We start from the raw sequence: 25838 nt of genomic DNA on the forward strand, positions 1-25838 counted from the left end.
GTCAGACTCCTAACTTCCATGAAAGGGTGCGTAGCAGGTCGGCAAAGACGCCCGCTGCCGTCACGTCGTTACCCGCGCCATATCCGCGCAGAACCAACGGTAACGGCTGATAGTAGTGGCTATAGAATGCCAGCGCGTTCTCACCGTTTTTCACTTTAAACAGCGGATCGTTGCCGTCTACTGCATCAATTTTCACGCGACAAACGCCGTCCTCTTCGATATTGCCAACATAACGCAATACTTTTCCCTCATCACGGGCTTTCGCCACGCGCGCGGCAAACACGTCATCCAGCTGCGGCAATTTCGCCATAAACGCGGATACATCACCGGAATCATCAAATTCTTTTGGCAGAACTGGTTCAATGACCACGTCTGAAAGCTCCAGCTCACGACCGGTCTCACGGGCGAGGATCAACAGCTTACGTGCCACATCCATGCCGGAAAGATCGTCACGCGGATCGGGCTCGGTATAGCCCATCTCACGCGCCATGGTGGTGGCTTGCGAGAAGCTCATGCCTTCATCCAGCTTGCCGAAAATAAACGACAGCGAGCCGGAAAGAATACCGGAGAAACGCTGCAATTCATCACCTGCGCTGAGCAGGTTTTGCAGGTTTTCAATTACCGGCAAGCCTGCGCCCACGTTGGTGTCGTAGAGGAATTTACGCCTGGACTTCGCGGCGGCAAAACGCAGCTGATGGTAGTAATCCATCGACGAGGTGTTGGCCTTTTTGTTCGGCGTAACCACATGGAAACCTTCGCGCAGGAAATCAGCATACTGATCTGCCACCGCCTGACTTGACGTACAGTCGACAATCACCGGATTAAGCAGATGATATTCTTTCACCAGGCGAATTAAGCGCCCAAGGTTGAAAGGCTCTTTCGCACTTTCCAGCTCCGACTGCCAGTTTTCCAGATTCAGTCCGTGGACGTTGGTCAACAGGGCCTTCGAGTTCGCCACGCCGCACACGCGCAGATCGATATGCTTCTTTTTGAGCCAGGTTTGCTGACGTTTAAGCTGCTCCAGTAGCGCACCGCCCACGCCGCCTACACCAATCACAAACACTTCAATCACCTGGTCGGTGTTGAACAGCATTTGATGGGTCACGCGAACGCCGGTAGTCGCGTCGTCGTTGTTCACCACCACTGAAATAGAACGCTCAGACGAACCCTGGGCGATCGCCACGATATTGATGTTCGCGCGAGCCAATGCGGCAAAGAATTTCGCCGAAATGCCACGCAGAGTACGCATACCATCGCCAACAACAGAGATGATAGCCAGACGCTCAGTCACCGCCAGCGGCTCCAGCAGGCCTTCTTTCAGTTCGAGGTAGAATTCATCCTGCATCGCGCGTTGCGCACGCGCGCAGTCGCCCTGCGGGACGCAGAAGCTGATGCTGTATTCGGAAGAGGATTGGGTGATCAGCACTACCGAGATGCCCGCACGCGACATTGCGGCAAAAACGCGTGCCGCCATACCCACCATGCCTTTCATTCCTGGGCCGGAAACGCTAAACATCGCCATGTTATTGAGATTAGAAATACCTTTTACCGGCAAATCGTCGTCATCACTGCTGGCGCCAATCAACGTGCCAGGCGCTTGTGGATTGCCGGTATTTTTAATCAGGCAAGGGATCTGGAACTGGGCAATAGGGGTAATGGTGCGCGGGTGCAGCACTTTGGCGCCGAAGTAAGAAAGCTCCATCGCTTCCTGATAAGACATCGACTTCAGCAGTCGGGCGTCGGGTACCTGACGCGGATCGCAAGTATATACGCCGTCAACATCGGTCCAGATCTCACAACAATCCGCGCGCAAACAGGCGGCCAGTACGGCGGCAGAGTAGTCGGAGCCATTACGCCCCAGCACCACTAACTCACCTTTCTCATTCCCGGCGGTAAATCCGGCCATCAAAATCATGTGGTCCGCAGGAATACGGCTGGCGGCAATGCGGCGCGTAGATTCGGCGATATCAACGGTAGATTCGAGGTAATGGCCGACTGCCAGCAATTTCTCCACCGGATCGATGACCGTCACGTTGTGCCCGCGCGCTTCCAGCAGGCCAGCCATGATGGCGATCGACATTTTTTCGCCGCGGCAGATAAGCGCGGCATTGATGCTGTCCGGGCACTGTCCCAACAGGCTGATGCCATGCAGGACGTGTTTAATCTGGGCAAACTCTTGTTCAACAAAGGCTTTGAGCGGAGCCAGCGGAAAACCCGGCTGCGCAGCGGCCAAACCCACCAACAGCTCAGAGAAAATACGTTCGGCGTCGCTGATATTGGCTAAAGCATCCTGACCACCGATGGTCTTCTCAATCATCGCCACCAGATGGTTGGTAATTTTTGCGGGGGCAGAGAGCACGGTCGCGACCTGCCCCTGTCTGGCATTGCTTTCCAGAATATCGGCAACCCGCAGAAAGCGCTCTGCATTTGCCACTGATGTACCGCCGAACTTCAACACTCGCATGGTTTACCTCATTGCCTTTGGTCGAAAAAAAAGCCCGCACTGTTTAGGTGCGGGCTTTTTCTTGTGTTTCCTGTACGCGTCAGCCCGCACCGTTACCTGTGGTAATGGTGATGGTTGTGGTAATAGTGATGCTGATGCGTTTCATGATGTTGTGTGCTCTGTAATTATTATCTGTCTGTCTTGTATTCTTTTAGGGTTAAAGTATCTGCTGACCTAAGTCAATAAATTTTTAAATTGATCACATTCCGACACTTGTTCATGAGCGACTGCTTGCCCTTTTACTTTCAACCAATACAGTATGTCTCGCCCACTTGAAACCAGAGTAAAACACCACTCAACAAACATTTATCAATACTTTATTTTGTTAGATTTTTTTCTATATCATGTAAAAAACGGTGCAACATTGCCGTGTCTCGCTGCTCTAACAGACCCATTCGCTGTTGCAGCCAGTCCGTCAACTTAATGTCGTCAGAAACGTTCAGCGTGGCTAATAAACGCAAAACACGTTCGCGCAATGCCTGTAGCTGATGCTCATCCGTCATCTCAATGTTTCTGGCCGGTTGTTGTATTAAACCTGCTAATTGATAGCAATACACCATCACCGCCTGCCCCAAATTGAGTGATGGATAGTCAGCTACCATAGGTACCCCGGTGAGGACATCCGCCAGAGCCAATTCTTCGTTGGTCAGCCCCGAATCTTCACGACCAAAAACCAGCGCGGCGTGATCCATCCACGTTGATTTTTCCTGCAACAGGGGAACCAGTTCGACCGGCGTAGCGTAATAATGAAACTTCGCGCGGCTGCGCGCCGTGGTCGCGACGGTAAAATCCACGTCGTGAAGCGCCTCGGCTAACGTTGGAAAAACGTTAATATTATCAATAATATCACCCGAGCCATGCGCAACCCATCGCGTGGCGGGTTCCAGGTGGGCCTCGCTGTCAACGATCCGCAACTGGGTAAATCCCATGGTCTTCATCGCACGGGCTGCCGCACCAATATTTTCCGCTCTGGCGGGGGCAACCAGAATAATTGTTAAACGCATTTCGATACTCTTTTGGCCTGTGTGCAGGTAATAATGTGACGTGCATCAACATATTACGCAGCACGAATTTACATATTTTTAACAGAAATCACTGAAAAAGCATTTCGCATCCGGTAAAAAATGCTAAACTATTTCCAGGCTGAACTATTGCCCTTTATGTTAACAAAAGTTGCATATCCTTCTGTTTATCCATGATAATTTAATTTAAAATGGATCGCATTGGTTGGATTCATTACATTTATTAATTAGCGCGTGCAACTAGTTGTAATATTGCAATTTTGTGATGAAAGCAAACATTTGGATACGTTGATTTCATCAAACTGTTAACGTGCTACAATTGAACTTGATATATGTCAACGAAGCGTAGTTTTATTGGGTGTCCGGCATGTCTTAGCCTGTTATGTTGCTGTTAAAATGGTTAGGATGACAGCCGTTTTTGACACTGTCGGGTCCAGAGGGAAACTACCCACGACCAAGCTAATGATGTTGTTGACGTTGATGGAAAGTGCATCAAGAACGCAATTACGTACTTTAGTCATGTTACGCCGATCATGTTAATTTACGGCATGCATCAGGCAGGTCAGGGACTTTTGTACTTCCTGTTTCGATTTAGTTGGCAATTTAGGTAGCAAACATGCAGACCCCGCACATTCTTATCGTTGAAGACGAGTTAGTAACACGCAACACGTTGAAAAGCATTTTCGAAGCAGAAGGCTATGATGTATTCGAAGCGACAGATGGCGCGGAAATGCATCAGATTCTCTCTGAATATGACATCAACCTTGTGATTATGGATATCAATCTGCCTGGGAAAAATGGCCTCCTGTTAGCGCGCGAACTCCGCGAACAAGCTAACGTTGCGCTGATGTTCCTGACGGGCCGTGATAACGAAGTCGATAAAATTCTCGGCCTCGAAATCGGCGCAGACGATTACATCACCAAGCCGTTTAACCCGCGCGAACTGACTATCCGTGCTCGTAACCTGCTGTCGCGTACCATGAACCTGGGTACCGTCAGCGAAGAACGCCGTAGCGTCGAGAGCTACAAATTCAATGGCTGGGAGCTGGACATCAACAGCCGCTCTCTGATTGGTCCTGATGGCGAGCAGTATAAACTGCCACGCAGCGAATTCCGCGCCATGCTTCACTTCTGTGAGAATCCGGGCAAAATCCAGTCTCGCGCAGAACTGCTGAAAAAAATGACCGGTCGCGAACTGAAGCCGCATGACCGTACCGTTGACGTGACTATCCGCCGCATTCGTAAACATTTCGAATCAACGCCGGATACGCCAGAAATCATCGCCACCATTCACGGTGAAGGCTACCGTTTCTGCGGCGACCTGCAGGATTAATTCGATCCTCACAGGTAAAAAAACGGCGCAATATGCGCCGTTTTTCATTTCACCACAGCCCTATTTCCATAAGCGAAACTCGTCACTCTGCGCAGGCTGAAACTCCGGAATTTCTGTCGGCTTTGGTTTTGGCTGTGCCAGCGAGTGCCAGTCAAGATGACGCGTCAGGAACATCACGCCACACAACGCGACCAACAGCACGCCGGTTCCCAGCAGTAAAGAGCTGTCCTGTGAACGGAGCAACACCCACATCACACCATCCAGCCCCAGCAGCGCTACGGTGAACAAAATACTCTTACGCCAACCCTGTAATATCGCCTGCAGATACACACCGTTCATCAACGCCCCCACCAGACTCGCCGTAATCCACGCGGCGGTAAAACCAATATGTTCTGACAACGCCAGCAGCAACAGATAAAACATCACCAGCGATAATCCCACCAGCAGGTACTGCATTGGGTGCAGTCGAAGGCTGGTCATGCTTTCAAGAACAAAGAAAGACATAAAGGTCAGCACAATCAGCAAAATGGCATATTTTGTCGCCCTGTCCGTCAGTTGGTATTGATCCGCAGGCGTGGCGACAGCGACGCTAAATGCAGGCATTCCCTCCCAGCCAATCTTTTCGCCATCAAAGCGTTCGCCGAGGTTATTGGCAAACCAACTGCTTTGCCACTGGGCATTGAATCCAGACTTACTGATTTCGCGCTTAGCCGGAAGAAAATCCCCAAGAAAGTTGGGATGCGACCAATTGCTGGTTAAGGTCATTTCACTGTTACGGCCAACCGGAACAACGGAGAAATCTCCTGTTCCGCTCAAATTCAGCAACAGCGTCATGCTCAGGTTTTGCTCCGCCCAGCTCGCGTCGGGTAACGGAATGTGAATTCCCTGCGCACGTCCATCCAGCCCCGTCCCCGGCTCAACCGCCAGCGACGTTCCATTGACCTGCGGCGCTTGCACCACACCAATCCCGCGCGCATCCCCCACGCCAACCACGATAAATGGTTTGCCGACGCTGACGTTGGGATGGTTTAAATCACGCAAACGTTCAGCGTTAAACTCGGCCTTCACCGAGAGGTCATTGTGCCAGACCTGGCCCTCATAAATACCGATTTTACGCGCTTCAACGTTCTGACTCCCCTCAACCACCAACGACTCCGGCAGCCAGAAATGGATATAGCTTCGCTTACGCTGGATCTCTTTGCCATCCTCCAGCGAGGTATAAAGCTCTGTCACCGGAATGGCTATCAACGGGCCGACCATCTTTTGCGGTCCGCTGGTGCTCTGGCGGATTGCATCTTCAACGTCATTGCGATAATCCGATCGCTCTACGATTATCTGCCTGACCATTGTCAGGGGAATTAACAGCAGCAGCATGGCGCCACCCAGAGTGACGATTTTCCAGAACAGGGGTGATTTCAACATAGCGTTCTCCTTTGCAATATCAGCAAGGTAGAACAGCTATGTGCGGAGAATTTGAAGTTATGTGAAGTGACGGTGAAGCGTAAACGAAGCTTGTGCGCCGCCCTCTGGTCTGTTAGATAATGTCACCGCGCCTTCATGCAGTCGTGCAACTTCACTGACAAACGCCAGCCCCAAACCGCTGCTCTTGTGTCCATTCTCGCGGGGCAGCGAGTAGAAGCGCTCAAAAATACGCGGCAACGCAAAGTCAGGGATCCCGCTACCGCTGTCGGTAACCTGCAACGTGACCCGATCCTCGTGCTGATGTGCACTCAGCACAATCGTCCCGTCCTGTGGCGTAAAGTCGATAGCGTTGTCGAGTAAATTCCCCAATGCCTGCTCCAGTAACGCGGGATCGGCTGCGACGCTAAGCGATGAAGGCAAAATGGTCAGCGTGATGTTTTTTGCCGCCAGCTGCACGCTACGCGCCTCTTTGAGCTGAGCAAACAGTGCATCTACCGCCACTGGCGTCAACGTAATGTCCTGCCGATTCTCCAGTCGCGCCTGACGTAACAAGGTTTCAACCAGCGCCTGCATGCGCGCATTTTGCGTCAGAATATTATCGGTAAAGCGCGCTACCACGTTTGGCGGCGGACCTTCGCGCAGTATCTCTGCCGCGCCACGAATGGCCGCCAGCGGGCTTTTCAGCTCATGCGTTAACGCGTAGACATACTGCTCAATGTAGTTCTTGCCTTCGAGCTTCAGACGCATACTTTCCAGCGCCTGCGCCAGTTTGCGTAACTCGCTACTGCCTAAATCAGGCAGTGGGACGGGGCGATTCTCAGTAACGGAATCGGCATAACGCGCCAGCCGGGCAATGGAGCGGTTTATCCACCATACCATCCCGAAGCCAATCACCAGGGCAATACCCAGCAATACGGCGCTGGCCCACAGCATTCGCCGTTCACTGCGTTTAATCACCGGCGCCATCGCTGCATTTGGTTTGCCGACACTGAGCACACCGATAATACGACCACCGTCTACAATCGGCGCGGCAACGTACATCACCGAGCTTTCCGGATCATCCGGGTTTTGCGGCGTACTACGAGCGCCATACTGCCCACGTAACGTTAACCACACGTCGTTCCAGCGGGAGTAGTCCTGACCGACGGCCTGGTTAGCTGAATCAAACACCACCTTGCCCTGCGCGTCCGTCATGTAGACATGGTATTCATTACGTACTTTGTTAATGCCGCTGATATTGGCGCGGAATGGGCGGTTATGCAGTTGCGAAAAGGCCTGCGCCAGCTTGCCGTTGGCGGGGGTATCAGAGAGTAAGTCATCACGCGCCAGCACAGCCAGCAGCGTGGCGGTATCAATCAATGTGCCCTCAGTCGCTCGACGGACGCCTGGCTTAATTTCCTGCACAAAGATAGACAGAACGAACCAGGCAGCGACGGCAACAATCAGAAAATAGCCGAGCAGCAAACGCATGCCAATGCGCATCAGACGCTCCTCAGGCTGTATCCCATACCGCGATGCGTATTGATGGGGGAAAGCTCGGGGTTGATGGCCCGCAGCTTGGCGCGCAGCGTTTTGATGTGGGTATCGACCGTTCTGTCAAAGGTATCCTGCGCATCGGCCCAGACTAAATCCATCAATTGTTGGCGGGAGTAAATACGTCCCGGCGCCATCAGCAATGTTTTCAGCAGCAGGAATTCATAGCGCGTCAGGTTCAACGGCATGCCGAACCAGGTAATCTGCGCGGCCAGCTCATTAAGTTCAAAATCCCCACAGCGCGTTGTCAATGAAGGCGTGGAGAATTTTTGCACCCGCCGCAGCAGCGTACGCACACGAGCGCACACTTCACGCGGCGAGAAAGGCTTGGCAACATAGTCATCCGCGCCAATTTCCAGCCCCAACAGGCGATCCACTTCATCGCTGCGTGCGGTCAGAAACAGGATCGGCAACGCCGGGTGGCGTTCAAGTAAACGTCGGCACAGTTCAAAACCGCTTATATCCGGTAGCCCGACATCCAGAATGATGGCATCAGGGCATTGCTGGCGAGATTTCTCCAGCACGGGAAATCCGCGCTCAAACGCCTCTACGCTAAACCCCTCTTGCTGCAGCATGTAGATAAGCGTATCAGCGATTCCCTGCTCATCCTCAACCAACCAGATCAACGGCTGTTGCATTGTGCTTCCTTATTATTGCCGCCACGGCATGATGGGTACCGCGCTAATGGCATTTTTGGGCGATCCATCGACGACTTTATCTGAATAAGCCAGATAGGCCAGCGCATTACGTTTCGCATCGTAAAAACGCACGACCTGTAAAGATTTAAACACCAGCGAGGTACGTTTTTTAAATACCACTTCGCCCTGAGCTTTACCGTTCTTGATTCTGTCGCTCAGTTCTACCGGCCCAACCTGCTGGCAGGAAATGGCGGCATCGGAGGTATCTTCCGCCAGCCCCAGACCACCTTTGATGCCGCCAGTCTTCGCCCGACTCACGTAGCAGGTCACGTTGGTAACATCCGGATCGTCAAACGCTTCGACCACAATTTTATGATCCGGGCCGAACATTTTGAACACCGTATCGACAGATCCAATCTGCTCCGCATGGGCAACCTGCGCCAACATCAGCAGAATTGAGGAAATGACTAAGCTCTTATATTTCATATTGTTACCATTTTTAAAAGTTACTCTGTGCAATTATTCGACATTCTAAGATAAAACGTATACAGATCACAGGATTACAATAATCACGCTTTCGTATGTCCGAAAAAAGCATTTATGAGCAAAAAAAACACTGAATGCTAAAACAGCAAAAAATGCTATTATCCTCATACCTGACGTCAGGTACTCGTTGTTGAAAGGATGAGGATATTTTATGGATCAGGCTGGCATTATTCGCGACCTATTAATCTGGCTGGAAGGTCATCTGGATCAGCCTTTGTCGCTTGACAATGTGGCGGCAAAAGCGGGCTATTCCAAGTGGCACCTGCAGAGAATGTTTAAGGACGTGACGGGCCATGCTATTGGCGCCTATATCCGCGCCCGTCGTTTATCGAAATCTGCAGTGGCGCTACGACTGACTGCGCGCCCAATTTTGGATATTGCGCTGCAATATCGCTTCGACTCTCAACAAACCTTTACTCGCGCGTTCAAGAAACAGTTTTCCCAAACTCCTGCTCTGTATCGTCGCTCCCCGGAATGGAGTGCGTTTGGTATTCGCCCGCCAATGCGACTGGGTGAATTTGCGATGCCTGCGCACGAGTTTGTCACCCTGGAAGATACGCAACTACTCGGCACCACGCAAAGCTATTCCTGCTCGCTGGAACAGATTTCAGATTTCCGTCATGAAATGCGTATTCAGTTCTGGCGCGACTTCCTCAGTCAGGCTCCTGCGATCCCGCCAGTCCTGTACGGGCTTAACGAAACGCGTCCGAGCATTGAAAAAGATGACGAGCAGGAAGTGTTTTACACCACTGCACTGACGCCGGAACAGGCCAATGGCTATGTGCCGTCGGCGCAGCCTATCCTGTTACAGGGTGGCGAGTACGTGATGTTTACCTACGAAGGGCTGGGAACCGGCGTGCAAGAGTTTATCCTGACGGTTTACGGCACATGCATGCCAATGCTGAACCTGACGCGCCGTAAAGGACAGGATATCGAGCGATATTACCCGGCAGAAGATGCCAAAGCGGGAGATCGCCCGATCAACCTGCGCTGCGAATTCCTGATTCCGATTCGCCGCTAGCGCTGTAGTTCATCCAACGCAGGGGCGTCCAGATGTGAGATGTCCCCTGCCGTTTCAACGACCCATCCCGGCGCCAGCCATAAGCTTTCCTGGTAATCAACGCGAGAAATAGAACAGTTGCGCAGACGCAAGCGACGTTCAGCCCATGCCGGTAATCCAAGAATTGTACTCACCAGGCAACCCAGCGCGATACCGTGACTGACCAGCAGCGGACGACTTCCCGGCGGCAATTCCAGACAGGATGCCAGCGCTGCGTTGACGCGATCGCTCAATTCCTGCATCGATTCCCCTTCCGGGATACGCCCATCCACCGTACCGTTCACCAACTGGCGACGCCAGCCCTCTTCCTCCGGCGTCAGCGTATCGATGTGACGTTTTTCCAGCACACCCATATTTAGCTCGCGCAGACGGGAGTCATAGGTGATATCACAGCCACAGGCCTGGGCGATGATTTCTGCGGTGCGTCGTGTACGACCAAGATCGCTACTGATGACATGCGTAATACCAAACGAGCGAGCGCGTTCACCCACCTGCATGGCTTGCTGTTCACCTTTAGCGGTTAGTGGGCTGTCTGACTGGCCTTGAATACGTCGCTCGGCGTTCCACTGCGTTTCGCCATGGCGAACAAGGTATACCTGTAACATGCTTTTTTTCCGTTATACTGCGATGCGATGAATTTTCAAACTGAGCTTAATTATGCACAAGGTTATCTCTGCGACCACCAATCCTGCCAAAATTCAGGCAATTCTGCGGGCATTTGAAGAGATTTTCGGGGAAGGATCCTGCCATATTGAACCCGTCGCCGTCGAGAGTGGCGTGCCGGAACAACCTTTCGGAAACCAGGAAACGCGCACTGGCGCACGAAATCGCGTTGATAACGCTCGCCGCCAGCACCCACAGGCTGATTTCTGGGTCGCCATTGAAGCAGGAATTGACGACGATGCCACCTTCAGTTGGGTAGTAATTGATAACGGCATCCAGCGCGGTGAAGCCCGTTCAGCCACGCTGCCATTGCCTACTGTCATTCTCGACAGAGTCCGCAAAGGTGAAGCACTCGGCCCGGTGATGTCGGACTATACAGGTATTGATGAGATTGGCCGTAAAGAGGGCGCAATCGGCGTCTTTACCGCGGGTAAGCTGACGCGCTCGAGCGTCTACCACCAGGCGGTGATTCTGGCGCTCAGCCCGTTTCATAACGCGGTATATTTATAGCATTGTGCCGGTTGTTCAATCGTAGGCCGGATAAGGCAAAGCCACATCCGGCGGATCAATTTTTCCCGAGCAACACCTGTTCCAGCCACTGACGCAGATCCACCGGTGCGGATTTGAGGCTGTTCGACCCTCGCGTAATAGTAGCAATCCCCGCCCCGAGCTCGTTTTTAAGCTCACGCTGGCTCATCTCACCGCGCAGCAGCTCTTCAATGATACGCACACGCGTGCCCAACGCTTCACGCTCATCCGGCGTTAACATCAAATTGAGCAGTGGCAGGTGTAAATCTTGTTCGTAGGCGTGTTTAAGCAGATCGACAAAACGTAACCACTCCTGGTGACGTTGTTCTGCCATCTCTGCTGAATAGGGTGATTGCTGAGTCATAAGATATCGCCATCGTTGCGGGGGAAGCGTGCTTGCCTCCCCCTTTTGTACTCTTTAACGAGTACGATAGCATAACACAATCGACACGATCAGTAACGACGTTGCCATTCTGCGTCGCTCATCAACTCCGGTTTATCGCCGAGGAAATAGCGATAGTACGCATCGTAAGCCAGCACGTTCTTCACATAACCACGCGTTTCTGAGAACGGAATGCTCTCGACAAACGCGACGGCATCAATGCGGCCAGCGCTATTGCCAAGCCAGGTGCGAACGCGTCCCGGACCGGCGTTATAGGCTGCTGACGCAAAGATGCGGTTATTGCCAAATTGCTGATACACGTACTGCAAATAGCTGGTTCCGATGTTGATGTTGGTATCAGGATCCAATAGCTGGCTCGGACTGCTGTAACCTGGAATCGAGAACATTTTCACCGTATGCGTCGCCGTACCCGGCATAATCTGCATCAGCCCGCTTGCGCCAACCGGTGATTTCACTTTCGGGTTCCAGGCGCTTTCCTGACGCGCTATCGCCATCGCATAGCTTGGCTGAATATCCTTGCCGCTGGTGTAACGGGTAAAAAGATCTTTATAGGCCAACGGGAATCGCTCTTCCAGATGATCCCACAACTTTCCGGCGATCGTCGCCTGAACGCTTAGATCCCACCAGTGATTGTTGAACGCGTAACGCGCCAACTGAGCCTGCTCGGACTTGGTACGGCTGGTGACCAGATTCGCCCATTCACTGCGCGCGGTATTATCCATGTTCCAGTACATTAGCTCGCGTACGCGTGCCATTTCCGGGCCCTGAGTCAGCGCAGAATCAACGTTAGCTGGTGCTTTATCCACTTTCAGCTCGTACTCTTCGCCCAGGCGCTGTGCCGCCACCATCGGATAGAAACCGCGCTGCTGCATGAGTTGGTGCAGGATCTCTTTGGCTTCCGCATCGCGTCCGCGCTCCAGCAGCAGATCCGCTTGCCAGTAGCGCCACTCATCTTTTTCTTTGGCTTCCATTGGCAGACGCGCCAGCCAGGTATTCAGGCCACGACGATCGCCGGTTCCCAGCGCCATGCGCACCCGGCGCTCCACAAGCGAGGTGGAGTTGGAGCGCATAATCGCATCATCACGCCATTTGGCCTGCTCGTCGGTAACGTCATTGCCCATCAGACGCCAGGCGACAATGTCGCGCAGCTCCTGGGTTTGCTCGTCATTCAGCTGTTGCGCCTGCACCAGGGAAGGGATCATCAGGCGGGCATTCTCCACATCCTGACGCGCCACGCTGGCAAAGGCGACCGCCGCCATCTGTCGGGTGAAATCCGTTGCGCCGGTGGTGCGAGCAAAGGTCATTACCGAATTCGGATCGTTGGCCAGCGCGATGATCGCTGAAGCAATGGTTTGGTATTGCGCGGGCATCTGTCCGGCCAACGCCGTGACCAGTCCGGTATTCCCGGCTTTCATCGCCAGACGAATACGCTCCAGATACGCCAGCGGATCCTGGGTGCCTGAGGCACGCCATACGCCGAATAATTTGTCACAGGCGTTCGGCTGACTTTTTCCGCTCAGCCACAGTTCTTTCGCCCCCTGCCAGGCTTCTTCAGTTTGTCCGGTACTCCATTTCGCGAAGTAATAGTTACATTGCGCTTCGGTGGTGCCCGGTTTTTCCGGACTGAACGCCAGCAGCCCACGCCAGTCTTCGCGGCGCGCCAGTTCATTCACGAAACGAGATTGCAGAGTACGCGCCGGGGGCAGCGTCGGGTTGGCGCGCACAAAATTGGTGACGGTAATGGTGGGCTGATTCATCAGATCGTCAGTGATCTGGCGATATTCCAGATAAGGATACAGAGGATAGTTCTTCAGGCCAGGCATCATCTGCTCTACGACATCCATCTGCCGGTTATCCCAGGCCTGCTTAATTTGCGCATAGCGATTGCGCTGCTCATCCAGGGAATCCGCTCGCGCTACTTGACTGACCGTCAGCAGACATACGCTGGCAGCCAGCAGGCGCCAGGTAAATTGTTTGGCTTTGTCCACAAGCTCTTCCTCTTCTCATGTTACGTCTGTGCAGCATCATGCCGCTTAATTCATTCATGCTAACCAGACATTGCAGAATGCGCCACGTCACGGACACTTTTTTACTTTTGTTGCGAGTGGGATCTGCTGGCTGGGATTGGACAATGAAAAAGGCTACACTTCGCCTTTGATAACTATTTACCAATAATTAGCCCTAAATAATTCAAGTTGCAGCAAGGCGGCGAGGAAGTGAATCCCCTGAGCGTACAAAAGTACGTGACTGGGGTGAACGACACAGCCAACGCATCTGCGGCTTGAAGTATGACGGGATAAACATAGAGGCGAGTCCAACGTGGCCCAATTCGTTTATACCATGCATCGTGTCGGTAAGGTCGTTCCGCCGAAACGTCATATTCTTAAAAACATCTCACTGAGCTTCTTCCCTGGCGCCAAAATCGGTGTTCTCGGTCTGAACGGTGCGGGTAAATCTACCCTGCTGCGCATCATGGCCGGTATTGATACTGATATCGAAGGTGAAGCTCGCCCACAGCCTGGCATTAAAATCGGTTACCTGCCACAGGAACCAAAACTGAACCCGGAACATACCGTTCGTGAATCCGTGGAAGAAGCGGTTGCCGAAGTGGTTAACGCGCTGAAAGGTCTGGATGAAGTGTACGCCAAGTACGCCGAACCGGACGCTGACTTCGATAAGCTGGCCGCGCAACAGGGCAAGTTTGAAGAGATCATTCAGGCGCACGACGGTCATAACCTGAACGTGCAGCTTGAGCGTGCCGCTGACGCCCTGCGTCTGCCGGACTGGGACGCTAAAATTGAGAATCTCTCCGGTGGTGAACGCCGCCGCGTCGCGCTGTGCCGCCTGCTGCTGGAAAAACCAGACATGCTGCTGCTCGACGAACCGACTAACCACCTGGACGCCGAATCCGTCGCGTGGCTGGAACGCTTCCTGCACGACTTCGAAGGTACCGTGGTGGCGATTACCCACGACCGTTACTTCCTCGACAACGTTGCCGGCTGGATCCTGGAGCTGGACCGTGGTGAAGGTATTCCATGGGAAGGTAACTACTCTTCCTGGCTGGAGCAGAAAGATCAGCGTCTGGCCCAGGAAGCCTCTCAGGAAGCGGCTCGCCGTAAATCCATTGAGAAAGAGCTGGAGTGGGTACGTCAGGGCGCGAAAGGCCGTCAGTCTAAGGGTAAAGCCCGTCTGGCACGCTTTGAAGAGCTGAACAACACTGAATACCAGAAACGTAACGAAACCAACGAATTGTTTATCCCACCTGGAGCACGTCTGGGCGATAAAGTCGTTGAAGTTACCAATCTGCGTAAATCCTACGGCGATCGCGTGCTGATTGACGACCTGAGCTTCTCGGTACCGAAAGGCGCTATCGTCGGCATCATCGGTCCGAACGGCGCGGGTAAATCAACCCTGTTCCGTATGATGTCCGGCCAGGAACAGCCTGACAGCGGTACCATCACGCTGGGTGAAACCGTCAAACTGGCCTCCGTTGACCAGTTCCGTGACGCCATGGACAACAGCAAAACCGTGTGGGAAGAAGTGTCCGGCGGGCTGGATATCATGAAGATCGGCAACACCGAAATGCCAAGCCGTGCCTACGTGGGCCGCTTCAACTTCAAAGGTGTGGATCAGGGTAAACGCGTTGGCGAGTTGTCCGGCGGTGAGCGTGGTCGTCTGCACCTGGCGAAGCTGCTGCAAGTTGGCGGCAACATGCTGCTGCTCGATGAACCAACCAACGACCTGGATATCGAAACCCTGCGCGCGCTGGAAAACGCCCTGCTGGAGTTCCCGGGCTGCGCGATGGTTATCTCGCACGACCGTTGGTTCCTTGACCGTATCGCGACCCACATTCTGGATTACCAGGATGAGGGTAAGGTTGAGTTCTTCGAAGGTAACTTTACCGAATACGAAGAGTACAAGAAACGCACGCTGGGCGCCGATGCGCTGGAGCCGAAGCGTATTAAGTACAAGCGTATTTCTAAGTAATTAGCGTTAAGCGCCGGATGGCGGCGTCATGCCACATCCGGCCTACGAGGTTAGTGCGACTTGTAGGCCGGATAAGCGCAGCGCATCCGGCATTAAAACCTACCTCTGCTCGCCCATCAACTCTTTCACCAACTCCACGCAGCGCAGGAAGCGGCCGTCGTAGTCAGGCTCCTGAACGTGCACAAAATTGATATTGTTTTCCTGCAGCATCTCGACCAACAGCGTCTGAAACGCTTTTCTGTCAACCGAACTTCCAAGGCTGCGCAAGCCATCCGCTACCCACGGGGTGTTGTTTTCCAGCAGGATAACCAGGTCGAAGCGATACTCGTCAATCAGCGCTTGCACAAACGGGTGTTCACGCCCTTCATACTTTTTGCAGAAAGCCTGAGTGGTCACAAAATCGGTGTCGATGAACGCCACTTTATTGGCGTACTTAACAGCAAAATCAATGTATTGCGCTTGTCCCAGGGCGATTTTATCGTAATCAGAATACTGTAACGCCATCTCATCGCCGCCCAAATGGGAGAAGACGTAATCACGCCCATATTCCCACGCACTGGTGGTGTTAAAGATGTTGGCGAGCTTGTTCACCAGCGTCGATTTACCGCTCGACTCCCCGCCGAGGATCGCCACGGTGCGCACGAAAAACGGCTTCACTTCGGTCGGAATATACTCCCAGTAGCGAAACGGGTTTTCACGGATTTGCCCGCCGCTGATGCTCATAAACGTCCGCTTGGGATCCACCAGCACGGTTTCGATCCCCAGATGTTCGAGATATTGCGGGGCATCTGATTCTTCAGAGGTGTAGATCCAGTTTGGCTGGATCCCTTTCTCCTGCATAAACGTTTTGATCCCGTTGCTCCACACGTCCCAACCGTGTGGATACGGCTCCATGCCCTCTTCGTTGAAGGCATGAATACGGATATTTTTCTGATACTTAAAGGTTTGCAGCAGCCAGCGTAGACGATCGGGCACCGTAGGCTGTTGCGACATGGCACTGTCTTCAAACAGGCTGCGATCGCGCGTGTCGTCATAGCCCATGATGATATGCAGTTCATCAACCTGACTACAGGCGCGCTGGATAAGATAGATATGGCCGGTATGCAGCGGATAAAACTTACCAAATACCACACCGATATTTTTCTGCTGGCGCGGAAACTCCAGTCCGAGAAAACGGTGCAACGCCTCCAGCTTTTGCGCGCTGGGGCTTTTAATTTTGGCATTCAGAAGCTGGCTTAGATATCCCTTGGTCATGCCACTGGCATCTGCCACCTGTTGCAGGGTACAACCCTTTTTCTTAATGGCGGTTTTCAGATAATCAAATGACACAAGAGCCTCCTGCTGGAAAAATCGCGTAACACTGCCTGATGACGCATCGCTTATCAGGCCTACAAATTCAGTACGTACGGGTATTTGATTATAGGTCGTCAAACACGCTTAACGCATCCGCAAGCTTCTTAACGCCAAAGACCTGCATCCCTTCCGGTACTTTTTTCGGTACGTTAGCGGCAGGAACAATCGCCCGGCGAAAACCGTGTTTCGCCGCCTCCGAAATACGCTCCTGCCCGCTGGGTACCGGACGGATTTCTCCCGCCAACCCCACTTCGCCAAAGACCACTAAATCCTGTGGCAGCGGCCTGTCGCGCAGGCTGGAGACCATTGCCAGCAGCAACGCCAGGTCGGCGCTGGTTTCGGTGACTTTTACGCCGCCAACTACGTTAACGAACACGTCCTGATCCGCCATCTGCAAGCCGCCATGACGATGTAACACTGCCAGCAGAATCGCCAGACGGTTCTGTTCCAGACCGACCGCCACACGACGCGGGTTCGCCATCATTGAGTGATCGACCAGCGCCTGAATCTCGACCAGCAGCGGGCGCGTGCCTTCCCAGACTACCATCACCGAACTACCGGAAGTGACTTCATCGCCACGGCTTAAGAAAATTGCAGAAGGGTTGCTGACTTCACGCAGCCCCTGTTCCGTCATGGCAAAGACGCCCAGCTCATTCACCGCGCCAAAGCGGTTTTTATGGCTACGCAGTGTACGGAAGCGGGAATCGGCGTCGCCGTCGAGCAACACCGAGCAGTCAATACAGTGCTCCAGTACCTTCGGCCCGGCCAGCGAGCCATCTTTGGTGACGTGGCCGACCATCACAATCGCCACGCCGCGCGTTTTAGCAAAGCGCGTCAGGTAAGCAGCGGTTTCACGCACCTGCGCCACGCTGCCCGGCGAAGACTGAATATCCGCCATGTGCATCACCTGAATGGAGTCGATCACCATCAGCTTCGGCTGTTCTTCTTCAGCAATCAGGCAAATTTGTTCGATACTGGTTTCCGACAGCATGTTCAGGTTCGCCGTCGGCAGGCCAAGCCGATGCGCGCGCATCGCCACCTGTTGCAGCGACTCTTCGCCGGTGACGTACAGGGTTTTCATCTGCTCGGCGAGCCTGCACAGCGTTTGCAACAGCAGCGTTGATTTGCCCGCGCCGGGGTTACCGCCAATCAGTATGGCGCTGCCGGGCACCACACCACCGCCGAGCACGCGGTCAAACTCTTTAAATCCGGTAGAAAAACGCGGCAGTTCCTCAAGGCTGATGTCAGAGAGCTTCTGCACTTTTGCAACGCCCGCGTTTCCGGCGTAGCCGCTGAGTCGCTCGTTGCGCGCCACCGTTGGCGATGCAGCAAGGCGCACCTCGGTAATGGTATTCCAGGCCTGACAGGCGCTGCATTGCCCCTGCCAGCGCGGGTAATCGGCCCCGCATTCATTACAAACAAAGGCGCGTTTAGGAGCTTTTGCCACGTTTTACCTCATTATTTCTGATTCATACTGCCAGAGAGAATGCAGAACACGCCCATCAGGTCAGCGTGACGGATAGTAATCTCCGTCTTTTCATTCACTTTGGGTTTCGCATGATACGCAATGCCCAGCCCGGCCGTTTTGATCATCGGCAGATCGTTGGCACCGTCGCCGATCGCCACCGTCTGCACCATCGGGATCTCATATTCTTGCGCCAGGCGGGTCAGAGTACTGGCTTTGTACTGAGCATCGACGATATCGCCGATCACATTGCCAGTAAATTTACCGTCCATGATCTCCAGCTCATTCGCCACAGCTGCCGTCAGGCGCAGCTTGTTGCGCAGATAATCGGCAAAGAAAGTAAACCCGCCGGAAGCGATAGCCACTTTCCAGCCAAGCGTTTCCAGTTTTAACACCAACTGAGTCAGGCCTGGCATTAGCGGCAATGTTTCGCGCACCTGGTGCAGAATATTGGCATCAGCGCCCTTCAGCGTCGCCACGCGGCTGCGCAGGCTGGCGGTAAAGTCCAGCTCGCCGCGCATTGCGCGTTCGGTGACTTCGGCAACAATCTCGCCGGTTCCGGCCAGTTTAGCAATTTCATCAATGCATTCGATCTGGATAGCCGTTGAATCCATGTCCATCACCAGCAAACCCGGCGTGCGCAGATGCGGAATTTTACCCAGCGGCGCAACATCCAGTTTGGCGTCATGCGCCAGTTTTGCCGCACGCGGCGTTAACGAGCCCGCCAGCCGAATTACCTGATAATCCTCAACGCACCACGCCGCCACGATCACCATCGCCGCGCCCAGTTTACTCTGGTATTGCGTTAACCGTTGTTTATCCAGCCCACGACCGTACAGCAGCCAGCCACTGCGGCCCGCGTGGTAATCTAGCGGCATCACTTCATCACCGCTTAAAGAGAGGGGCAGACCTGGCCACAGAGAGACATCTTCAGGTAGATCGCACCAGGTAATGTTAGGCATTAAAGCTCCTGTAAAATCGTTCGGGTCGGAATCATCAGGGGAAAATAACGCATGAGGCTACCCTGTAACCAGCGCTTCTGGCAACATTAAGTCTCAAATTTTCAGCAGGTGGAATATGGCTCGCACAAAACTGAAATTCCGACTTCATCGTGCAGTGATTGTATTGTCCTGCCTTGCGCTGCTCGTCGCGCTGATGCAGGGGGCTTCCTGGTTTAGTCAAAGCCACCAGCAGCAGCGTAATCCGCAGCTCGAAGAGCTGGCCCGCACGCTGGCCCGTCAGGTCGCGCTGAACGTCGCCCCGCTGATGCGTACCGAAACGCCGGATGAAAAGCGTATTAAGGCGGTGCTCACACAGTTGACGGAGAGTAGCCGTATTCTGGACGCAGGCGTGTACGACGAACAGGGAGACCTGATTACGCGCACCGGTGAGAGCGTCAATGTTCGTGATCGTCTGGCGCTCGACGGCAAAAAAGCCGGAGGCTATTTTAACCAGCAGATCGTCGAACCCATTCAGGGAAAAAATGGTCCGCTGGGCTATCTGCGCCTGACGCTGGATACCCACACTCTTGCCACTGAAGCCAAGCAGGTGGATAACACCACCAACATCTTACGCCTGATGCTGCTACTGTCACTGGCAATCGGTGTAGTGCTGACCCGTACCTTATTGCAAGGTAAGCGTACCCGCTGGCAGCAATCTCCTTTCCTTCTCACTGCCAACAAACCGGTGCAGGAAGAAGACAACGAGAAGATAGAGTAAAAGCTGTAAAAACTGTAAAACAGAAGGGAAATCAACCATGACAACACTACGCCTGCTTATCTCAGACTCTTACGATCCGTGGTTTAACCTCGCGGTCGAAGAGTGCATTTTTCGCCAGATGCCCGCCACGCAGCGCGTTCTGTTCTTGTGGCGTAACGCCGATACGGTGGTAATTGGCCGGGCGCAAAACCCGTGGAAAGAGTGTAATACCCGCCGCATGGAAGAAGACAACGTGCGGCTCGCCAGGCGCAGCAGCGGTGGCGGCGCGGTGTTCCATGACTTAGGCAATACCTGCTTTACCTTTATGGCTGGTAAACCGGAATACGACAAAACCATCTCCACCGCGATCGTCCTCAATGCGCTGAATTCGCTGGGCGTAGAAGCTGATGCCTCCGGGCGTAACGATCTGGTGGTGAAAACGCCGGACGGCGATCGCAAAGTTTCCGGCTCTGCTTATCGGGAAACGAAAGATCGCGGATTCCACCACGGCACGCTGCTGTTGAATGCCGATCTCAGCCGCCTGGCAAACTATCTCAATCCCGATAAAAAGAAACTTGCCGCCAAAGGCATCACTTCGGTTCGCTCGCGCGTAGCGAATTTGACCGAGCTGTTACCGGGCATCACTCATCAACAGGTCTGTCAGGCCATCACGGAAGCCTTTTTTGCCCACTACGGCGAACGCGTAGAAGCCGAGATCATCTCCCCAGACAAAGCGCCGGATCTGCCGAACTTCGCCGAAACCTTTGCCCGCCAGAGCAGTTGGGAGTGGAATTTTGGTCAGGCGCCTGCTTTTTCACATTTACTGGACGAACGTTTCACCTGGGGTGGCGTTGAGCTGCATTTCGACGTCGAAAAAGGCGTGATTACCCGCACCCAAGTCTACACCGATAGCCTCAATCCTGCGCCGCTGGAAGTACTGGCAGAACGACTACAGGGCTGCCAGTATCGCGCCGATATTTTACAGCAGACTTGTGAAGCGCTGCTTGCGGAGTATCCAGATCAGGAAAGCGAGTTGCGTGAGCTGGCTGCTTGGGTAGCGAAGGCCGTGCGTTAAGCGATTAGTGGCGAATTACCGGATGGCGGCTGCGCCTTATCCGGCCTACAAGACCGCTCCCGTAGGCCTGATAAGCGAAGCGCCATCAAGCATTAATAGCGGCATTCCCGTAGGCCCGGTAAGCGCAGCGCCTCCGGGCCACAACAAAACTTACTCTTTATCGCCTAGCAGAACGGATTCCAGTGCGATTTTGATCATGTCGTTGAAGGTCGTCTGACGCTCAGCGGCAGTAGTCTGCTCGTGGGTACGGATATGGTCGGATACGGTGCAGATGGTCAGCGCTTTCGCACCGAATTCCGCCGCCACGCCGTAGATACCCGCCGCTTCCATTTCCACGCCCAGCACGCCGTATTTTTCCATCACGTCGAACATTTCACCGTCCGGAGAGTAGAACAGGTCAGCGGAGAACAAGTTGCCCACACGAGCGTCTACACCCAGCGCTTTTGCCGCATCAACTGCGTTACGCACCATGTCGAAGTCAGCGATAGCTGCAAAGTCATGATCTTTAAAACGGATACGGTTAACTTTGGAGTCGGTGCAAGCGCCCATACCGATAACCACGTCACGCAGTTTAACGTCCATACGCACAGCGCCGCAGGAGCCTACGCGAATGATTTTCTTCACGCCGAAGTCGGTGATCAGCTCTTTGGTGTAGATGGAGCAGGACGGGATACCCATACCGTGGCCCATTACGGAGATCTTACGGCCTTTGTAAGTACCGGTGAAGCCTAACATGCCGCGAACGTTGTTCACTTCACGAACATCTTCGAGGAAAGTTTCAGCAATATGCTTTGCACGCAGCGGGTCGCCCGGCATCAATACGACGTCAGCGAAATCACCCATTTCTGCATTAATATGTGGAGTTGCCATCTTCAGTTCCTTTTATATTGTTGTTTTTGCCGGGTGGCGGCTGCGCCTTACCCGGCCTACAAAACCGTAGGCCCGGTAAGCGAAGCGCCACCGGGCAATTGCATCAGAGCATATTTTTACCGTAGTCCATCGGCGACGTACCAAAGTAGCTCGCCAGCGTCTGACCGATATCCGCGAAGGTTTCACGGTGACCTAAAGAACCTGGTTTCACTTTCGGGCCGTAAACCAGTACCGGAATGTGCTCACGGGTATGGTCAGTGCCGGTCCAGCTTGGGTCGCAGCCGTGGTCAGCGGTCAGGATCAGAATGTCATCTTCACCCACCAGCTCCATCAACTCAGGCAAACGGCGGTCGAACAGTTCCAGGCCCGCAGCATAACCGGCGATATCGCGACGATGTCCCCAGGAAGAGTCGAAATCAACGAAGTTGGTGAAGACGATGGTCTTATCACCGGCTTCTTTCATCTCTTTGATGGTGGCGTCGAACAACGCGTCCAGACCGGTGGCTTTCACTTTTTTGGTGATGCCGCAGTTAGCGTAGATATCCGCGATTTTACCGACGGAAACCACGTGACCGTCTTTCTCGTCGACCAGTTTCTGCAACACGGTCGGTGCTGGCGGCTCAACGGCCAGGTCGTGACGGTTACCGGTACGCTGGAAGTTACCGGCTTTATCGCCGATAAACGGACGGGCGATAACACGACCGATGTTGTAACCACCTTCGGTCAGCTCTTCACGGGCGATTTCGCACAGCTCATAGAGCTTATCCAGGCCAAAAGTCTCTTCGTGGCAGGCAATCTGGAACACGGAATCAGCGGAGGTATAGAAAATCGGCTTGCCGGTTTTCATATGCTCTTCACCCAGTTGATCCAGGATCACGGTACCGGAAGAGTGGCAGTTGCCGAGGTAGCCCGGCAGGTTGGCACGTTTTACCAGTTTATCCAGCAGTTCTTGCGGGAAGCTGTTTTCGTGATCGGAGAAATATCCCCAGTCAAACAGAACCGGAACACCCGCGATTTCCCAGTGGCCAGACGGCGTGTCTTTCCCGGAAGAAAGTTCATGCGCCCATGCGTAGGCACCAATCACTTCCGCGTTGCCGTCCATGCCAGCAGCAATTTTACCAGTAGAACCTTCGTGAGCTTTCACCAGGCCCAGACGGGTCAGGTTAGGCAGATTCAGTGGACCTTTGCGACCATTGTCAGCTTCACCTTTCGCACAGGCTTCTGCAATATGTCCCATAGTGTCTGAACCTACGTCGCCAAAGCGATCCGCATCTTCAGTCGCACCAATACCAAAGGAGTCCAGCACCATAATAAATGCACGTTTCATCTTGTTCTCCATACATCTGCGCCGCAAAAAAGCGATCAGATCAGTATACAGTTATTCGGTAATACGACGATAGACTGTCGGTGTAATTTCTGGCGCTTTATCGTCAAGGCTAATTGCCGCTTTGACCGCTTTCGCCGCTTCCTGCCAGCTGGCTTCGTCTTTGGCGTGGATCACCGCCAGTGGGCGCTGTCCGTCTACGCTGTCGCCCAGACGCGCCATATCGCTAAAGCCAACGCTGTAATCAATGGTGTCCGATGCCTGACGACGACCGCCACCCATGGAAACAACCGCCATTCCCAGCGCACGGGTATCCATCGCGCTGACAAAGCCTTCGGTATCAGCATATACCGCTTTGCTGAGCATTGCCGTCGGCAGGTACTTCGCATAATTTTCGACGAAATCGGTCGGGCCTTTTTGCGCCGCCACCATGCGACCAAAAATCTCTGCTGCTTTGCCGTTATCCAGCACCGTCTGCAATTTCGCACGGGCTTCGGCGTCATCTTTCGCCAGGTTGCCGGAGATCAGCATTTCCACGCACAGCGCCATGGTGACGTCTAACAGACGTGGATTGCGGTATTCACCGGTCAGGAACTGCACCGCTTCGCGGACTTCGACCGCGTTACCTGCGCTGGAGGCCAACACCTGGTTCATATCAGTTAACAGCGCGGTGGTACGTACACCCGCACCGTTTGCCACGCCGACAATCGCTTCAGCAAGGGCTTCAGAAAGCTCGTAGGTCGGCATAAAAGCACCGCTGCCCACTTTCACATCCATCACCAGCGCATCCAGCCCTTCCGCCAGTTTTTTCGCCAGAATGGAACCGGTAATCAGCGGGATGGAATCCACCGTCGCGGTAATATCGCGGGTGGCATAAAAACGTTTATCCGCCGGTGCGAGCGAGCTGGTTTGCCCAATAATCGCCACACCCACGTCTTTAATAATTTCACGGAAACGCGCGTCGTCCGGGAAGATGTCAAATCCAGGAATCGCTTCCAGTTTATCGAGCGTACCGCCGGTATGCCCCAGGCCACGCCCGGAGATCATCGGAATATAGCCGCCGCACGCAGCAACCATCGGGCCTAACATCAGTGACGTTACGTCACCTACGCCGCCGGTAGAGTGTTTATCCACAATCGGGCCGTTCAACTGCAGGCTTTTCCAGTCCAGCACGGTTCCTGAATCACGCATTGCCATGGTCAGCGAAACACGCTCAGGCATTGTCATATCGTGGAAAAAAATGGTCATCGCCAGGGCGGCGATTTGCCCTTCAGAAATGGTATTGTCGCGAATGCCATTGATAAAGAAACGAATTTCTTCATCGCTCAGCGTATGACCATCACGTTTTTTACGAATAATTTCTTGTGCGAGAAACACGGTAACCCCCAGGGGAAAAGAGTAGAAGGCCGTTGTAAGCCGGGTAAGCAACGCGCCACCCGGCAGTCGTCTTAATGCCGGATGGCGGCTGCGCCTTATCCGGCCTACGGGCTTAGTAGCTGCTTGCGCTCTTGCCGTCGCCGTGACCCAGCGCTTTCAGCAAGCTAGCCAGCAGGCTGGATGCGCCAAAACGGTAGTGACGAGAATCAGCCCAGTCAGCGCCAAACAGTTCATCGGCAATCGCCAGGAACTGCTGTGCATCTTCTGCAGTACGCACGCCGCCAGCCGGTTTGAAACCTACAGTTTTAGAAACACCCATGTCGCGGATCACTTCCATCATGATGCGTGCGCTTTCCGGCGTCGCATTGACCGGCACTTTACCGGTAGACGTTTTGATGAAATCAGCACCGGCTTTGATGGAGATTTCAGATGCTTTGCGAATCAGTGCTTCTTCTTTCAGCTCACCGGTTTCGATGATCACTTTCAGCAGCACGTTTGCCGCCGCACACGCGTCTTTGCAAGCTTTAACCAGATCAAAACCAATCTGCTCGTTACCAGCGATCAGCGCACGGTACGGGAACACCACGTCAACTTCATCAGCACCGTAGGCGATCGCCGCGCGGGTTTCCGCCAACGCAATCTCGATGTCGTCGTTGCCGTGCGGGAAGTTGGTGACGGTTGCAATGCGGATGTCCGGCGTACCCTGCTCTTTCAGAGTCTTACGCGCAATAGGGATGAAACGCGGATAGATACAGATTGCGGCAGTGTTGCCAACCGGGGTCTTCGCCTGATGACACAGCGCGATCACTTTTTCATTGGTGTCGTCGTCATTCAGAGTGGTCAGGTCCATCAGTTTCAGTGCACGCAGGCTGCTTGCTGTTAAATCGGTCATAACATTCTCCAACGGCATCGCCGTATAAAATTTCACCTTGCGAGTTTGTTAGTATTCTAACATCCGCTCGCTATTACACTTCGATATACATCACAGTTAATGAAAACCACATACAGATTTGCATTACTCTAATGAGATATACTTCA

General features: G+C 53.6%; 24 protein-coding genes and 1 other annotated feature. Of the genes, 6 read left to right on the plus strand and 18 right to left on the minus strand.

The window, feature by feature from the left end; genetic code table 11:
- Position 1: 1 nt before the first annotated feature.
- From thrA to yjjY, 4 genes are all read right to left on the minus strand, one after another.
- Positions 2–2464, minus strand: a complete 2463-nt coding sequence (thrA, locus tag SK33_RS20020; RefSeq protein WP_003018985.1) for a bifunctional aspartate kinase/homoserine dehydrogenase I — start codon at positions 2462–2464, stop codon at positions 2–4.
- A 23-nt stretch (positions 2465–2487) separates the two neighbouring features.
- Positions 2488–2614 (minus strand) — a sequence feature (Thr leader region).
- Positions 2544–2609, minus strand: a complete 66-nt coding sequence (thrL, locus tag SK33_RS20025; protein ID WP_032337689.1) for a thr operon leader peptide — start codon at positions 2607–2609, stop codon at positions 2544–2546. (Overlaps the previous feature by 66 nt.)
- A gap of 206 nt (positions 2615–2820) precedes the next feature.
- Entirely contained in the window at positions 2821–3507 is a 687-nt protein-coding gene (locus SK33_RS20030) for a tRNA/rRNA methyltransferase (RefSeq protein ID WP_003018988.1), read from the minus strand.
- A gap of 398 nt (positions 3508–3905) precedes the next feature.
- On the minus strand, positions 3906–4046 hold the full coding sequence (yjjY, locus tag SK33_RS20035; protein ID WP_042998021.1) for a protein YjjY: 141 nt from the start codon (positions 4044–4046) through the stop codon (positions 3906–3908).
- 95 nt (positions 4047–4141) lie between these two features.
- Between yjjY and arcA the strand changes: the two genes are divergently transcribed.
- Positions 4142–4858, plus strand: coding sequence for a two-component system response regulator ArcA (gene arcA / locus SK33_RS20040; RefSeq protein ID WP_001194359.1), 717 nt, complete (start codon positions 4142–4144; stop codon positions 4856–4858).
- Positions 4859–4918: 60 nt separating this feature from the next.
- Here the strand turns inward: arcA and creD are convergent, their stop codons facing one another.
- The 4 genes from creD to creA are packed head-to-tail and all read right to left on the minus strand — an operon-like array spanning position 4919 to position 8937.
- Positions 4919–6280 (minus strand): cell envelope integrity protein CreD, encoded by a 1362-nt coding sequence (creD, locus tag SK33_RS20045; protein WP_048219760.1) that lies wholly within the window; start codon positions 6278–6280, stop codon positions 4919–4921.
- 57 nt (positions 6281–6337) lie between these two features.
- Positions 6338–7762, minus strand: coding sequence for a two-component system sensor histidine kinase CreC (gene creC / locus SK33_RS20050; protein ID WP_016149521.1), 1425 nt, complete (start codon positions 7760–7762; stop codon positions 6338–6340).
- Positions 7762–8451 (minus strand): two-component system response regulator CreB, encoded by a 690-nt coding sequence (creB, locus tag SK33_RS20055; protein WP_003018994.1) that lies wholly within the window; start codon positions 8449–8451, stop codon positions 7762–7764. The genes creC and creB overlap by 1 nt, the downstream gene beginning before the upstream one ends.
- Positions 8452–8463: 12 nt before the next feature.
- Complete coding sequence (gene creA / locus SK33_RS20060) at positions 8464–8937, minus strand: protein CreA (RefSeq protein WP_003018998.1); 474 nt, start codon at positions 8935–8937, stop codon at positions 8464–8466.
- Between the two features lie 211 nt (positions 8938–9148).
- Between creA and robA the strand changes: the two genes are divergently transcribed.
- On the plus strand, positions 9149–10018 hold the full coding sequence (gene robA, locus SK33_RS20065) for an MDR efflux pump AcrAB transcriptional activator RobA (RefSeq protein WP_003837295.1): 870 nt from the start codon (positions 9149–9151) through the stop codon (positions 10016–10018).
- Here robA and gpmB read toward each other — a convergent pair.
- Positions 10015–10662 carry a 2,3-diphosphoglycerate-dependent phosphoglycerate mutase GpmB gene (gene gpmB / locus SK33_RS20070; protein WP_003019006.1) on the minus strand — a complete coding sequence of 216 codons (648 nt, stop codon included), beginning with the start codon at positions 10660–10662 and terminating at the stop codon, positions 10015–10017. The two genes, robA and gpmB, sit on opposite strands and share 4 nt — an antisense overlap.
- A 52-nt stretch (positions 10663–10714) precedes the next feature.
- Between gpmB and yjjX the strand changes: the two genes are divergently transcribed.
- Complete coding sequence (yjjX, locus tag SK33_RS20075) at positions 10715–11230, plus strand: inosine/xanthosine triphosphatase (RefSeq protein WP_003019009.1); 516 nt, start codon at positions 10715–10717, stop codon at positions 11228–11230.
- A 55-nt stretch (positions 11231–11285) separates the two neighbouring features.
- On the opposite strand, the gene trpR is transcribed toward yjjX, so the two are convergent.
- Positions 11286–11612, minus strand: coding sequence for a trp operon repressor (gene trpR / locus SK33_RS20080; RefSeq protein ID WP_003837292.1), 327 nt, complete (start codon positions 11610–11612; stop codon positions 11286–11288).
- Between the two features lie 89 nt (positions 11613–11701).
- Positions 11702–13639 carry a murein transglycosylase gene (gene sltY / locus SK33_RS20085; RefSeq protein WP_003019016.1) on the minus strand — a complete coding sequence of 646 codons (1938 nt, stop codon included), beginning with the start codon at positions 13637–13639 and terminating at the stop codon, positions 11702–11704.
- A gap of 331 nt (positions 13640–13970) precedes the next feature.
- On the opposite strand from sltY, the gene ettA reads away from it, so the two are divergent.
- A complete protein-coding gene (gene ettA / locus SK33_RS20090) occupies positions 13971–15638 on the plus strand; it encodes an energy-dependent translational throttle protein EttA (RefSeq protein WP_003019019.1) in 1668 nt (555 codons plus the stop codon).
- Between the two features lie 99 nt (positions 15639–15737).
- Here the strand turns inward: ettA and nadR are convergent, their stop codons facing one another.
- From nadR to serB, 3 genes are all read right to left on the minus strand, one after another.
- On the minus strand, positions 15738–16967 hold the full coding sequence (nadR, locus tag SK33_RS20095) for a multifunctional transcriptional regulator/nicotinamide-nucleotide adenylyltransferase/ribosylnicotinamide kinase NadR (RefSeq protein ID WP_003019021.1): 1230 nt from the start codon (positions 16965–16967) through the stop codon (positions 15738–15740).
- A gap of 88 nt (positions 16968–17055) precedes the next feature.
- Complete coding sequence (gene radA, locus SK33_RS20100; RefSeq protein ID WP_001728171.1) at positions 17056–18438, minus strand: DNA repair protein RadA; 1383 nt, start codon at positions 18436–18438, stop codon at positions 17056–17058.
- An 11-nt stretch (positions 18439–18449) separates the two neighbouring features.
- Positions 18450–19418, minus strand: a complete 969-nt coding sequence (gene serB, locus SK33_RS20105) for a phosphoserine phosphatase (RefSeq protein WP_048219761.1) — start codon at positions 19416–19418, stop codon at positions 18450–18452.
- Positions 19419–19533: 115 nt separating this feature from the next.
- On the opposite strand from serB, the gene SK33_RS20110 reads away from it, so the two are divergent.
- A complete protein-coding gene (locus tag SK33_RS20110; RefSeq protein ID WP_003019032.1) occupies positions 19534–20175 on the plus strand; it encodes a YtjB family periplasmic protein in 642 nt (213 codons plus the stop codon).
- Between the two features lie 37 nt (positions 20176–20212).
- On the plus strand, positions 20213–21229 hold the full coding sequence (lplA, locus tag SK33_RS20115) for a lipoate--protein ligase LplA (RefSeq protein ID WP_003019035.1): 1017 nt from the start codon (positions 20213–20215) through the stop codon (positions 21227–21229).
- Between the two features lie 150 nt (positions 21230–21379).
- On the opposite strand, the gene deoD is transcribed toward lplA, so the two are convergent.
- The 4 genes from deoD to deoC all read right to left on the minus strand — a co-directional run bounded on the left by deoD (position 21380) and on the right by deoC (position 25692).
- The gene (gene deoD, locus SK33_RS20120; protein ID WP_000224864.1) at positions 21380–22099 is read right to left on the minus strand and encodes a purine-nucleoside phosphorylase; all 720 of its coding nucleotides are present in this window, start codon (positions 22097–22099) and stop codon (positions 21380–21382) included.
- A 103-nt stretch (positions 22100–22202) separates the two neighbouring features.
- A complete protein-coding gene (gene deoB, locus SK33_RS20125; protein WP_003019037.1) occupies positions 22203–23426 on the minus strand; it encodes a phosphopentomutase in 1224 nt (407 codons plus the stop codon).
- Positions 23427–23477: 51 nt separating this feature from the next.
- Positions 23478–24800 (minus strand): thymidine phosphorylase, encoded by a 1323-nt coding sequence (deoA, locus tag SK33_RS20130; protein ID WP_003019040.1) that lies wholly within the window; start codon positions 24798–24800, stop codon positions 23478–23480.
- A gap of 112 nt (positions 24801–24912) precedes the next feature.
- Positions 24913–25692 (minus strand): deoxyribose-phosphate aldolase, encoded by a 780-nt coding sequence (deoC, locus tag SK33_RS20135; protein WP_003019042.1) that lies wholly within the window; start codon positions 25690–25692, stop codon positions 24913–24915.
- Positions 25693–25838: the final 146 nt, after the last annotated feature.

It is taken from the genome of Citrobacter sp. MGH103 (assembly GCF_001034475.2).
Classification (GTDB): Bacteria; Pseudomonadota; Gammaproteobacteria; order Enterobacterales; family Enterobacteriaceae; genus Citrobacter; species Citrobacter freundii.